The organism is Azospirillum fermentarium (genome assembly GCF_025961205.1).
Taxonomy (GTDB): domain Bacteria; phylum Pseudomonadota; class Alphaproteobacteria; order Azospirillales; family Azospirillaceae; genus Azospirillum; species Azospirillum fermentarium.
On sequence record NZ_JAOQNH010000001.1, the window covers coordinates 1,977,749 to 1,990,548 of the forward strand.

The following is a 12,800-nucleotide window of genomic DNA, read 5'->3' on the forward strand; positions in this document are numbered from 1 at the left end:
GGGCGGAGCATGGCGGTGCCGCTGGAGGATTGCCGGGTTCTGATCGTCGATGACAACCCTTTCACCCAGAAATCCCTGGCCCTGGTGATCCGCCGGGCCGGGTGCCAGTCCATCGAGTTCGCCGCCGACGGGGCGGAGGCCCTGGCCAAGGTCGAGCGGTTCCGCCCCGACCTGATCCTGCTGGACGTGGACATGCCGGTGATGGACGGGCTGACCCTGTGCCGCCGGCTGCGCGCCGACCCGGCGCATGCCGAACTGCCCATCCTGTTCCAGACCGCGCTCGACAGCGACGAGGAGCAGGTGCGCTGCTTCGAGGCGGGGGGCAGCGATTTCATCTCCAAGCCGATCCGCCCCGGCGAATGCGTCGCCCGCGTGCGCCACCACCTGGAAAAGCGCAAGCTGTTCAACGATCTGGCCCGGTTCCGCCAGCGGGTGGAAAACGAGCTGCGCCACGCCCGCGCCATGCAGCTCTCCCTGCTGCCCGAGCCGAAGCTGCTGGCGGACGTGGGCGGCCATTACGGCCTGTCCATCGCGCCCCATTTCGAAACCTCGTCGGAACTGGGCGGCGATTTCTGGACCGTGCTGCCGGTGGACGAGCGGCGGGTGGGATTCCTGATCGTGGATTTCGCCGGCCACGGCATCACCGCGGCCATCAACACCTTCCGCCTGCACACCCTGATCGACCGCATCCCGGTGCCGGGGCGCACGCCCGCCGGGTGGCTGGCGCTGCTGAACGAGGCGCTGAAGGAGGTGCTGCCGGTGGGGCAATTCGCCACGGCCTTCTTCGGCATCATCGACACGGTGGCCGACACCCTGACCTATGCCGGGGCCGGCGCCCCCAACCCGTTCGCCGGGCGGCGGGGGCAGGGGGATCTGGTGCGGCTCGATTCTTCCGGGCTGGTGCTGGGGGTGTCGCGCAAGGCCCAGTACACCGACCGCACGGTGCCCTTTCCCCCCGGCGCGTTCCTGTTCCTCTACAGCGACGCGCTGGTGGAGGCACGGGCGGCGGATGACGGCAGCTTCGGTCACGACGGGGTGGAGGCCCTGGCGCGCAACGCCGCCGTGGCCCGGCCCGATGCCCCTCTGCATGCGGTGCTGGAAGGCTTTTTCGCCCGCATTCCCCGTCCGCTGACCGACGATCTGACCGCCCTGTGGATCAGCCGGCCATGACCCGTCCGGCGCCCGGCGGGGGCAGCGTTACCGTGGGCGCATTGCTCATGCTTGAAATCTCTTCTTGTGCCGGGGCGCGTTTTCGCGTTCCGTCTGCCGCGCGTTCCGCTGCACTTGCCAAGGGTGCGGGAACTGTGCTCAACAAACTGTCGTTTGACTTTTCCGGCGGTGACCTGTATGGCGCCTCTCTGATTGGGGTGTGACGCCCCGCGCCTGGGATTCAGCACGCCGAACCGGTTCCGCACCACGGAGTTTTTTTATGCCGCGCACAACGCCTCTGAGCGAAATTCGTAACATTGGCATCATCGCCCACGTCGATGCCGGTAAGACGACCACGACCGAGCGTATCCTGTACTACACGGGCCGCAAGCACACGATCGTGGACGTTCACGAGACCAAGGATCTGAAGTCGTCCACCACGACCGACTACCTTGAACAGGAACAGAAGCGCGGCATCACCATCCAGTCGGCAGCGGTGTCCTGCTTCTGGAAGGACAAGAAGATCAACGTCATCGACACCCCCGGCCACGTGGACTTCACCATCGAGGTGAACCGTTCGCTGCGTGTGCTCGACGGTGCCGTGGTGGTGTTCGACGGCGTGGCCGGCGTGGAGCCGCAGACCGAGACCAACTGGCGTCTGGCCGACAACTACAACGTGCCGCGTCTGTGCTACGTCAACAAGCTTGACCGCTCGGGCGCCAACTTCCGCCGCGCCGTGCAGATGATGAAGGACCGTCTGGGCGCCAACGCGGTTCCGATCATGGTTCCGATCGGGTCGGAAGACGATTTCCGCGGCATGGTCGATCTGGTCGAGATGAAGGCCTATGTCTGGTTCTCGGAAGAGAAGGACTCGACCTGGGAAGTCTGGGACGTCAGCGACGACATCGCCGACAAGCTGAACTTCACCAACCAGAACGACCGCGACATGCTGGCCGAAGTCCCCACGCTGCGCCAGGAGCTCCTGGACGCCGCGCTGATGATGGACGATGACGCCATGGAAGCGTACCTGGAAACCGGCGAGGATCCCTCGGTCGAGGTGCTGCGCGAATGCCTGCGCCGCGGCACGCTGAAGAGCACCCTGGTGCCGGTGCTCTGCGGCTCGTCCTACAAGAACAAGGGCGTGCAGCAGCTCCTGGACGCGGTTCTGTGGTACCTGCCGTCGCCGACGGAAGTGGACGCCATCAAGACCGTGGACCCGGACGGCAACCCGAACGGCGAGCGCGCCTCGTCGGACGAAGAGCCCTTCGCCGCCCTGGCGTTCAAGGTCGTCAACGACCGCTTCGGTTCGCTGACCTTCGTGCGCGTCTACTCGGGCGTGGTCACCAAGGGCCAGTCGCTGCTGAACACCACCCGCGGCAAGCGCGAGCGCATCGGCCGCATCGTGGAAATGTTCGCCAAGGACACCAACGATCTGGACGAAGCCCGCGCCGGTGACATCGTCGCCTTCGTGTCGCTGGCCGAAACCGACACCGGTGACACCCTGTGCGACGCCACCGCCCCGGTGGTTCTGGAACGCATGCGCTTCCCCGAGCCGGTGATCTCGGTGTCGGTGGAGCCGAAGAACCGCAGCGACCAGGACAAGTTCTCCACCGCCCTGGGCAAGATGGTCCGCGCCGACCCGTCGCTGCGTCTGGAAACCGACAAGGACTCGGGCCAGACCATTCTGCGCGGCATGGGCGAACTGCACCTGGAAGTCACGCTGGACCGTATGCGTACGGAATTCGGCGTGGAAGGCGTCATGGGCCGTCCGCAGGTGGCCTATCGTGAAGCCATCACCAAGCCGATCGAGCACACCTACACCCACAAGAAGCAGACCGGCGGTTCGGGCCAGTTCGCCGAAGTGAAGATCCGCTTCGAGCCGCTGGAGCGGGGCGAAGGCTACAAGTTCCAGGACAAGATCGTCGGTGGCACGGTTCCGCGCGAATACATCCCCAGCGTGGACAAGGGCCTGCAGATGCAGAAGGAAGACGGCGTGCTCGCCGGCTATCCGACGGTGGACTTCTCCGCCTCCCTGACCGACGGTAAGTACCACGACGTCGACTCGAACGCGCTCACGTTCGAAATCGCCGCCAAGGCCTGCTTCCGTGAAGCCATGCGTCTGGCCGGCCCGGTCCTGCTGGAACCGGTGATGAAGGTCGAGGTGGTGATCCCCGACGAATATCTGGGCGACGTCATCGGCGACCTGAACCGCCGCCGCGGCACCGTCCTGGGCCAGCTGGAGCGCGGCAACAACATCGCCGTGGAAGCCCACGTTCCGCTGTCGGAAATGTTCGGCTACATCGGCGAACTGCGCGGCATGACCTCGGGCCGTGGTTCGTACACCATGGAGTTCTCGCACTACGATCCGGTGCCGAAGAACGTGGCCGACGAAGTCATCGCCAAGAGCGGCAAGGCGGCCTGAGCCGTCCCCCTCTGACGCGGACTGTCTGCGGGAAAAGCCCCGGTGGAAACACCGGGGCTTTTTCTTTGCCCGAACGTTTGGGGAGGGGATGGGCGCAATTCTGCTCACGGAGGGTGTGGTCCTAGGTCTGAGGGCGTAGGACCGGCGTGCAAAAGAGATAGTTAAGGATCAATTAACCCGGTCATGAAACGGTGTGCCTGCCTAAAGTTGATGGGTTGGCCTGACACTCCTGCACGGGTGGTTCCATGGCGTTCTCTTCTGCGGTGATCGGGATGGTGCTGGTGGCCGTGGCGGCGGCGGTTCTGGCTGCTGCGGCAATGGCTGCGTGGCAGCAGATGCGGATGAGCCGGTGCCGGTGCGTGACCGGCATTCTTGACAGCTCCACCGACGGGGTGTTCGCGGTGGACCAGGATTGGCACCTGACCTACATGAACGACCGGGCGCGCGTGCTGTTGAATGCGCCCTACGCGCCCGAGGGCAAGGGGCTGTGGGATGTGGTGTCCGACGCGGTGACCGTGGGGTTCGGCCCGGCGTGCCGTCAGGCCATGGAACAGCAGGAACTGGTGGAAAGCGCGGTGTTTCATCCCCCGCTGGAAGCGTGGTTCGCGGTCTGTGCCTATCCCATTCCCAACGGGCTTGCCGTGACCTTCCGCGACATCACCGCCGGCAAACGGCGCGAGGCGGAGCGCGAGCGGGTGCCGGCCCCCGATCCCGAGCCGATCCCCCATCTGGAAGATGTGCCGCTGGCCGGTCTGATGGAAAAGGCTGCTGCCGTCCACCAGGCGTCGGTCGAGGGCCGCGGTCTGGCATGGCAGCCGGGCCAGACGGTGGACGGCACGGTCATGGTGCGCAGCGACCGTGCGCTGCTGCTGCGGATGATCGGCGGGGTGATCGGCACGGCGATGCGCCAATCTCCCGGCGGCGCCGTTGGCCTGGGTTGCCGCATCAGCCCACGGGCGGTGCAGATCGTGGTTCGCAGCACGGCCACCTTTCCGCCGGGCGAAACCGGGCTGGAGGCTGTCCTTCCTCTGTCACGCCGGCTCAACCATCCGGTGGATGTGATGCCGGCGGTGGGGCAGGGGATGGAGTGGACCATCACCGTCCCCCGCGGACAGGAAGTGCCCTCGCCCTCCGTGAGGCTCCCCCAGCCTCCCGTCCGGGCCGCTGCGGCCGCCGTTGCCGGCCTGGGGCAGCCGCCGCAGAAAGCCCGGCCGTCTGCCCCCTCCAAGGCGGGGCGGAACGGGGGCCGCTGCATCCTGCTGGTGGATGACGATCCCATCGTGCTGATGGGGCTGGAGGCGGTGCTGAGCGATTGGGGGTACGAGATCGTGACCGCCGCCTCCGCCGATCAGGCCATGGAGCGGCTGGCTTCCGGCGGGCAGCAGCCCGACATCGTGATGGCCGACTACCAGCTTCGCAACAACCGGGTGGGGACCGAGGTGGTGTCGCGGGTGCGCGAACGGTTCGGCCCGGTTCCCGGCGTCATCCTGACCGGGGAAACCGGGGGAACCTGTCTGGCGGAGGCCGAGGCCATGGGGCTGGCCGTGATGGTCAAGCCGGTCACTCCCCAGCAGCTCGCCGCCGCTCTGGGGGCGATTCCCGCACCGTGACCGTCAGGGCGCGTTCGGTGTCCAGCATATAGTCGCGGGTCAGCGGCACCGCCCCCGGCGACCGGCTCAACTGGATCTGGAACACCATGTGACCCTGATAGCGGAAGGCGATTTCGGCCCCCGCCAGATAAAACTCCCACATACGGCAAAAGCGTTCGTCGTACAGCGCCGCCGCCTCGGCCCACCGGGCCCGGAAGCGTTCGCGCCAGTGGCGCAGGGTTTCGGCGTAATGCAGGCGCAGGATCTCCACATCGGTGGCCCACAGCCCGGTGCGCTCCACATGGGGCAGCACCTCCGACAGGGCGGGGGAATAGCCGCCGGGGAAGATGTACTTGCGGAACCACGGGTTGGTCGATCCGGGACCGTCGCTGCGCCCGATGGAATGCACCAGCGCCACCCCGTCATCCTCCAGCCGGTCGCGCAGGCCGGCAAAGAAGGCCCCATAGTGGGGCACGCCCACATGCTCGAACATGCCCACCGACACGATGCGGTCGAACCGCCCGGTCAGCGTGCGGTAATCGCACAGCTCGAACCGCACGCGGTCCTGCAGCCCGGCTTCATCCGCCCGCCGCCGGGCGACGGCAAGCTGTTCGTGCGACAGGGTGATGCCCAGGACCTCGGCCCCGGTGTCCCGCGCCAGCGTCAGCGCCATGCCGCCCCAGCCGCAGCCGATGTCGAGCACCCGGTGTCCGGGGCGCAGCAGCAGCTTGGCCGCGATGTGGCGTTTCTTGGCCGCCTGTGCCTCCTCCAGCGTGGTGTCGGGGGTGGGGAAGTACGCGCACGAATACTGCATGTCCGGGTCGAGGAACAGGCGGTAGAGATCCTCCGACAGATCGTAATGGTGGGCGACATTGCGGCGCGAGCGGGCCAGCGGGTTGGTCTGGTGCAGCCGCCGGGCGATGGGTTCCAGCCACGAGGCCACCCGCCCCAGCATCCCCTGGACCTCCGATCCCGACGACAGGATCGCCAGCAGGTCGTAAAGCCGCCCGTCGTCCACGGTCAGCCGCCCGTCCATATAGGCTTCGCCGAACACCAGCCGCGGGCGGAGCACCAGATCCCGGTGCAGGGCCGGGTCGTGCAGGCGTAAAGTGACGTGGGGATCCCCACGCCCCAGGTGATGGGCGTGGCCGTGACCGTCGATCAGGGTGATGGAGCCGGCCGTGACCGCCGGTGCCAGCAAACGCGCGAGCAGCATCCCGCATCCTCCGCCGCATCAGGGACAGATTGGAATCGTCCGAAGGCTATCATGCGGTGCGGCGGGCAGCGTGGCGCGAAAGGAGTACCCCAAATGCGGACATACCAAAGGCCGCCACACCCCGGAGGGGTGGGCGGCCCTGGCATGACGAGCCGTCGAGGACGCGAAGGGCCTGAAATCAGGCTTCTTCGGTGGTTTCCTCGTCGGCGGTCTCTTCGGCTTCATCAGCCGCTTCTTCTTCTTCTTCCAGCAGGTCGGCGGCGGTGACCATGGCGCCGCGCTGGGCCTGAAGCTCGGCTTCTTCCAGGGTGCGGGCCACGTTGACGGTCACGGTGACGCTGACTTCGGGGTGCAGGACCAGACGCACCGGGAACAGGCCCAGGGTCTTGATCGGCTGCTCGATGGCGACCTGCTTGCGGTCCACGATGTAGCCGGCGGCGGTCAGCGCCTCCGACACGTCGCGGTTGGCGACCGAACCGTACAGAACGCCGGTTTCGGCGGCCTGGCGGGTGATCACCACCGACACCTTGTCCATCTTCGCCGCGACGACTTCGGCGTCCTTGCGGCGCTCCAGGTTCACGGCTTCCAGGTGGGCGCGCTGCTTTTCGAAGACGGCCAGGTTCGCCTTGGTGGCGCGCATGGCCTTCTTCTGCGGCAGCAGGTAGTTGCGGGCGTAGCCGGGCTTAACCTTGACCACCTGGCCCATCTGGCCGAGCTTCTCGACCCGTTCCAACAGAATAACTTCCATCACTCGTCCTCCTGATCGGGTTTCCGGGCGGCGAGCCGCGCGCGAAACCCCATCCATTGCTCGATCATGCCCAGGCCGACCAGAAAGGGGATCGGCCATCCAATCAGAAACACGAACAGGTACACTGCCACCAACAGGGCGGTCGATGCCTTCTGCCGCCGGGCCACCGCATGGACGACGGCCAGACCGGCGAACAGGAACGGCACGCCCAGAACCAGCGCCACCGTCAGGGCGGCAAATCCCGGCGTTCCGTCCAGCAGCACCGCACCGGCGCAGGCCAGCGACAAGGCCAGGGCCGACCAGTGCGGCAGGGTGAAGTCCACCATCCGCATGGACGGACGGCGGTTCAGCCCGAACCGCGACAGCAGCCCCTGGGCCAGCGTGCCGTTGACCACCGTCATCAGCAGCCACGAGATCACCACCAGACCGGGCATGGCCGGTGCGATCCACATGGCGTCCGGTCCCAGCGCGTCGGCCTGCCCGGGGGCGACCAGAAGCGCCATCCGGCTCAACGCCTGACGGATCACCCCTTCCAGCCCGCCGGGCTCGCCCATCGCCATCACCATGGCAATGGCAACCCCGCCCAGACCGACACCGGCGAGAACCAGCATCAGCCGGCCTGGCGGATACCATTCCAGCCCGCCATCGGGGGCGGTGCGGGCCAGCAGCGACTGGCGCACCACCACGAGGGCGGGCAGGGCCGAGGTGATCAGGAAGCCCAGTGTCGCCACCAGCCCCCCGGTCTCCTCCTGCATCAGCAGCGTCACCAGCATCGTGCCGATGATGGAAGCCAGCACGGCCGCGGCGGTTCCCTGCCACAGACCGGCGGCCATCAGCGGCAACGGCGCCAGATAGCCCAGAATCAGCGCACCGAACCCGCCCAGCAGCACCGCGGCGTAAAAGAGCGCCGCGAGGATGCCGCTGCCGAAGGCGACGGTCAGGCCGGGGGGAAGCTTTCCACCCATGGCATTCCGTTCCATATGCGTCTTCGGGGTGCGTCTTCGGATGGTGTTACCTGTTCTGCCGTCCTGCTTACTTCACGATGTAAGGCAGGAGCGCCAGGAACCGGGCGCGCTTAATGGCGCGGGCCAGCTCACGCTGCTTCTTGGTGGACACCGCGGTGATGCGGCTCGGCACGATCTTGCCGCGCTCGGAAATGAAGCGCGACAGGAGCTTGACGTCCTTGTAGTCGATCGCCGGAGCATTGGCGCCCGAGAACGGGCAGGTCTTGCGGCGGCGGAAGAACGGACGGCGGGGACCGCCGCTGCGGGCGGGGGCGCCAGTGGTCTGCTTGTCGCTCATTTACGCGGACTCCCCTTCGGAGGCGATGGCGGCGGGGGCTTCGGAACGGCGGGGGCCACGGGGGCCACGGTCGTCAAAACGGCGGGGACCGCGTTCACCGCGCTCACCGCGTTCACCACGCTCGCCGCGGTTCTGCAGCATCACCGACTGGCCGGGGTCCAGCTTTTCGATGCGCACGGTCATGTAGCGAAGGATGTCTTCGCTGATGCTCATGTTGCGCTCCATCTCGGCGACGGCGGCGGCCGGCGCATCGATGTGCAGCATGAGGTAATGACCCTTGCGGTTCTTCTTGATCTTGTAGGCCAGCGTCTTCAGGCCCCAGTATTCGGTCTTGGCGACCTGTCCGCCGTTGTCGCGGACGATCTGGGCGAAGGTCTCGCCGAGCTGTTCGGCCTGCGCGGCCGAGATATCCTGGCGCGCGATGAGCACGCTCTCGTACAAAGCCATTCGACTCCCCATGGCTGTTTCGTGGCCCGGCGCTGTGCCTTCCACCATTGGAACGGTCAGCCGCCCGGACCTAGCCGGCGGCACAAAGAATGTGTCGGGTCCGCCGGCAAGGAGCTTGTGAAGCCGCGCAGTATGCACAGGCGGCGCGTGCGGGCAAGGAATTTCCCGCCCCAATCGGCCTGAAAACAGCCGAATTCATCCTTTTTCGCACGGTGAACCGCGCAACGTCCCTTGACTTGGGAAAAGGGCAGGGTATGACTGTCGCCCAATTCGCGCGGAAACGACAGGTCCGGGCCGGACCCGCCGCGCCGACACAAGACAGGTGAACCAAGCGTATGAGCAGGGCGTTCGTCTTCCCCGGCCAGGGCAGCCAGGCCGTCGGTATGGGCCGCGAACTGGCCGAAGCCTTCGAGGTGGCGCGGCACACCTTTGAAGAAGTGGACGACGCGCTGAATCAGCGGCTGTCCCGCCTGATGTTCGAAGGGCCGGATCAGGACCTGACCCTCACCGAGAACGCCCAGCCGGCCCTGATGGCCGTGTCGGTGGCGGTGATGCGGGTGCTGGCCCAGCAGGGCGGGGTCGATCTCGCCAAGCACGCCATGTTCGTCGCCGGCCATTCGCTGGGTGAATATTCGGCGCTGTGCGCTGCCGGGGCCTTTTCGCTGGCCGACACCGCGCGCCTGCTGAAGCTGCGCGGGCAGGCCATGCAGAAGGCGGTGCCGGTGGGCAAGGGCGCCATGGCAGCATTGCTGGGTGCCGATCTGGAACAGGCCCAGGCCATCGCCGCCGACGCCGCCCAGGGCGAGGTATGCGCGTGTGCCAACGACAACGCGCCGGGGCAGGTGGTGGTGTCGGGGGATGCCGACGCCGTGGACCGCGCCATCGTGCTGGCGTCGGAGCGCGGGCTGAAGCGCTGCATCCGGCTGCCGGTCAGCGCGCCGTTCCATTGCGCCCTGATGCAGCCCGCCGCCGACGCCATGGCCGCGGCGCTGGAGACGGTGGCCGTCACCGCGCCGGTGGTGCCGGTGGTATCCAACGTCACCGCGTCCGCCGTCAGCGACCCCGCCGAGATCCGCCGGCTGCTGGTGGAGCAGGTGACCGGCATGGTCCGCTGGCGCGAAGGCGTGCTGTTCATGAAGGAGCAGGGCGTGACCGCGCTGGTGGAGGCCGGGGCCGGCAAGGTGCTGGCCGGGCTTGCCAAGCGAATCGACAAGAGCGTGTCGGCGGTGTCGGTGCAGACCCCGGCGGACGTCGAGTCGTTCCTGAACGCCTTCAACGCCTGATCCCCTGCCCGCGACCACAGAGATAGAGTGATCCCATGTTCGATCTGACCGGCAAGACCGCTCTCGTCACCGGGGCTTCGGGTGGCATCGGTGCGTCCATCGCCCGCGCGCTCCACGCCCAGGGCGCCACCGTCGCCCTGTCGGGCACGCGGGTCGATCCGCTGAACGCGCTGGCCGCCGAACTGGGCGAGCGCACGGTGGTGGTGCCCGCCAACCTGTCGGACGCCGCCTCCACCGAGCAGCTTGCCAAGGACGCCGAGGCGGCGCTGGGCGGGCGGATCGACATTCTGGTCAACAACGCCGGCCTGACCCGCGACCAGCTGGCGCTGCGCATGAAGGACGAGGACTGGCAGGCGGTGCTGGACGTCAACCTGTCCGCCGCCTTCCGCCTGTCGCGCGCGGTGATGCGGGGCATGATGAAGCGCCGGTTCGGCCGCATCATCGCCATCACCTCGGTCGTCGGCGTCACCGGCAATCCGGGGCAGGCCAATTATGCCGCCTCCAAGGCCGGTCTGATCGGCATGTCCAAGGCGCTGGCCGCGGAGGTCGCGTCGCGCGGCATCACCGTCAACTGTGTTGCACCGGGCTTCATCACCTCGGCCATGACCGAGGCGCTGAACGGTGAGCAGAAAGACAAGATTCTCAATGGGATTCCCGCCGGCCGCATGGGCGACCCGGCGGAGATCGCCGCCGGGGTGGTTTTCCTGGCGAGCAACGAGGCCGCTTACGTCACCGGTCAGACGCTGCACATCAACGGCGGCATGGCGATGATCTGAGCAAGGGCCTGCGCCCAACGGCGGGCGGGGCCGGGCGCCGGGGCGGTTCGCGCCGACGCTGGTCAAGCACGCCGAAATGTGTTATCGGACGGGGCTTTCGCGGCATCGCGACACGCACGCCGAGGCGTGGCCGCTCCGGCAGAGGTGCCGGACGGTTTCCCGAGCGGATTTCCAAAACGGTTTCAAGGAACTGGAAGGTCAAAGAAATGAGTGACATCGCCGAGCGTGTGAAGAAGATCGTCGTCGAGCATCTGGGCGTCGATGCCGACCAGGTGACCGAAAACGCGGCCTTCATCGATGATCTGGGTGCCGACAGCCTGGACACCGTGGAACTGGTGATGGCCTTCGAAGAGGAATTCGGCTGCGAAATTCCCGACGACGCCGCGGAAAAGATCCTGACGGTGAAGGACGCCATCGCTTTCATCCAGGCGCACACCTGATCGGGTTTGCGCGCCTGAAAGCGTCGCATCGGGAAACGCCGGCTGCCGCGGATCCGCGGCCCGGCGTCCCGTCTTTCGTGAACACGACAGCGCACCCGGCGGGATCCGTCTCAGCCGAACGCGCCATTGAACGCAAGGTCAGGAACAGTCCATGAGACGAGTCGTCGTTACCGGCCTCGGTCTGGTCACGCCGCTGGGCGTGGGCCACAAGCGCAACTGGGACCGCCTCATCAATGCCGAATCCGGCATCGGCTCCATCACCCGGTTCGATGTTTCCGACCTGCCCTCGAAGGTCGCGGGCCAGGTGCCGCGCGGTGACGGCGAGGGTCTGTTCAACCCCGATACCCATGTTCCGCCGAAGGATCAGCGGAAGATGGACGAATTCATCATCTACGCCATCGCGGCGGCCAACGAAGCCATCGCCGATTCGGGCTGGGTGCCCGCCACGGACGAAGACCGTGAGCGCACCGGCGTCATGATCGGGTCGGGCATCGGCGGTCTGGCCGGCATCGCCGAAGGCGCTGTGACGTTGCATGAAAAGGGGCCGCGCCGCGTCTCCCCCTTCTTCATTCCGGCGTGCCTCATCAACGAGGCGTCGGGGCATGTCTCCATCAATTACGGTTTCAAGGGGCCGAACCACGCGGTGGTCACCGCCTGCTCGACCGGTGCGCACGCCATCGGCGATGCCGCCCGGCTGATCATGCTGGACGATGCCGACGTGATGGTCTGCGGTGGGGCCGAGGGCGCCATCTGCCGTCTGGGCATCGCCGGCTTCGCCGCCATGCGCGCGCTGTCCACCGGCTACAACGACACGCCCGACCGCGCGTCCCGTCCCTATGACAAGGGCCGCGACGGCTTCGTCATGGGCGAGGGCTCGGGCATCCTGGTCCTGGAAGAGCTGGAGCACGCCAAGAAGCGCGGCGCCCACATCTATGCCGAGGTGATCGGCTATGGCCTGTCGGGCGATGCCTACCATCTGGCCGCCCCGGCGGAAGACGGCAACGGCGGCTTCCGCTCCATGCGCGGTGCGCTGAAGCGCGCCGGGCTGAACCCCGAAGACATCGGCTACATCAACGCCCACGGCACCTCCACCCCGCTGGGTGACGAGATCGAGCTGGGGGCCGTGCGCCGCCTGTTCGGGGCGGCCATGGACACGGTCGCCATGTCGTCCACCAAGTCGGCGATCGGCCATCTGCTGGGCGCGGCCGGTGCGGTGGAAGCCATCTATTCCATCAAGGCGATCAACCATGGCGTGGTTCCGCCCACGCTGAACCTGGAAGATCCGTCGGATAGCTGCCTGGGCGTCAATCTGGTGGCCAAGGTGGCGCAGGAACGCACGGTGAAGGCGGCGCTGTCCAACTCCTTCGGGTTTGGCGGCACCAACGCCTCGCTGGTGTTCAAAGAGTACGTCTGACACGGCGGAGGATG

At 67.1% G+C, this 12,800-nt stretch carries 13 protein-coding genes; 8 read left to right on the forward strand and 5 right to left on the reverse strand.

What is annotated here, in order from left to right; all coding sequences use genetic code 11:
• Window positions 1-9 precede the first annotated feature (9 nt).
• From M2352_RS09415 to M2352_RS09430, 4 genes are all read left to right on the forward strand, one after another.
• Complete coding sequence (locus M2352_RS09415; RefSeq protein WP_264664234.1) at window positions 10-1,170, forward strand: PP2C family protein-serine/threonine phosphatase; 1,161 nt, start codon at window positions 10-12, stop codon at window positions 1,168-1,170.
• On the forward strand, window positions 1,167-1,373 hold the full coding sequence (locus tag M2352_RS09420; protein ID WP_264664235.1) for a hypothetical protein: 207 nt from the start codon (window positions 1,167-1,169) through the stop codon (window positions 1,371-1,373). Before M2352_RS09415 ends, M2352_RS09420 begins: the two co-directional genes overlap by 4 nt.
• A 56-nt stretch (window positions 1,374-1,429) precedes the next feature.
• Window positions 1,430-3,571 carry an elongation factor G gene (gene fusA, locus M2352_RS09425; RefSeq protein ID WP_264664236.1) on the forward strand — a complete coding sequence of 714 codons (2,142 nt, stop codon included), beginning with the start codon at window positions 1,430-1,432 and terminating at the stop codon, window positions 3,569-3,571.
• A gap of 245 nt (window positions 3,572-3,816) precedes the next feature.
• Window positions 3,817-5,181 (forward strand): response regulator, encoded by a 1,365-nt coding sequence (locus M2352_RS09430; RefSeq protein ID WP_264664237.1) that lies wholly within the window; start codon window positions 3,817-3,819, stop codon window positions 5,179-5,181.
• Here M2352_RS09430 and M2352_RS09435 read toward each other — a convergent pair.
• The 5 genes from M2352_RS09435 to rpsF all read right to left on the reverse strand — a co-directional run bounded on the left by M2352_RS09435 (window position 5,132) and on the right by rpsF (window position 8,873).
• Complete coding sequence (locus M2352_RS09435) at window positions 5,132-6,376, reverse strand: SAM-dependent methyltransferase (RefSeq protein WP_264664238.1); 1,245 nt, start codon at window positions 6,374-6,376, stop codon at window positions 5,132-5,134. The two genes, M2352_RS09430 and M2352_RS09435, sit on opposite strands and share 50 nt — an antisense overlap.
• A gap of 178 nt (window positions 6,377-6,554) precedes the next feature.
• Complete coding sequence (rplI, locus tag M2352_RS09440) at window positions 6,555-7,124, reverse strand: 50S ribosomal protein L9 (protein ID WP_264664239.1); 570 nt, start codon at window positions 7,122-7,124, stop codon at window positions 6,555-6,557.
• The gene (locus M2352_RS09445; protein ID WP_264664240.1) at window positions 7,124-8,089 is read right to left on the reverse strand and encodes a YybS family protein; all 966 of its coding nucleotides are present in this window, start codon (window positions 8,087-8,089) and stop codon (window positions 7,124-7,126) included. Before M2352_RS09445 ends, rplI begins: the two co-directional genes overlap by 1 nt.
• 67 nt (window positions 8,090-8,156) lie before the next feature.
• Window positions 8,157-8,426, reverse strand: a complete 270-nt coding sequence (gene rpsR, locus M2352_RS09450; RefSeq protein ID WP_264664241.1) for a 30S ribosomal protein S18 — start codon at window positions 8,424-8,426, stop codon at window positions 8,157-8,159.
• Window positions 8,427-8,873, reverse strand: a complete 447-nt coding sequence (gene rpsF, locus M2352_RS09455; protein ID WP_264664242.1) for a 30S ribosomal protein S6 — start codon at window positions 8,871-8,873, stop codon at window positions 8,427-8,429.
• 335 nt (window positions 8,874-9,208) lie between these two features.
• On the opposite strand from rpsF, the gene fabD reads away from it, so the two are divergent.
• The 4 genes from fabD (at window position 9,209) to fabF (ending at window position 12,786) form a co-directional block, all read left to right on the forward strand.
• Window positions 9,209-10,156, forward strand: coding sequence for an ACP S-malonyltransferase (gene fabD, locus M2352_RS09460; protein ID WP_264664243.1), 948 nt, complete (start codon window positions 9,209-9,211; stop codon window positions 10,154-10,156).
• Between the two features lie 35 nt (window positions 10,157-10,191).
• Window positions 10,192-10,932 (forward strand): 3-oxoacyl-[acyl-carrier-protein] reductase, encoded by a 741-nt coding sequence (gene fabG, locus M2352_RS09465; protein WP_264664244.1) that lies wholly within the window; start codon window positions 10,192-10,194, stop codon window positions 10,930-10,932.
• A 206-nt stretch (window positions 10,933-11,138) separates the two neighbouring features.
• Complete coding sequence (locus M2352_RS09470) at window positions 11,139-11,372, forward strand: acyl carrier protein (RefSeq protein WP_264664245.1); 234 nt, start codon at window positions 11,139-11,141, stop codon at window positions 11,370-11,372.
• A 151-nt stretch (window positions 11,373-11,523) separates the two neighbouring features.
• The gene (fabF, locus tag M2352_RS09475; protein WP_264664246.1) at window positions 11,524-12,786 is read left to right on the forward strand and encodes a beta-ketoacyl-ACP synthase II; all 1,263 of its coding nucleotides are present in this window, start codon (window positions 11,524-11,526) and stop codon (window positions 12,784-12,786) included.
• The last annotated feature ends 14 nt before the right edge of the window (window positions 12,787-12,800 follow it).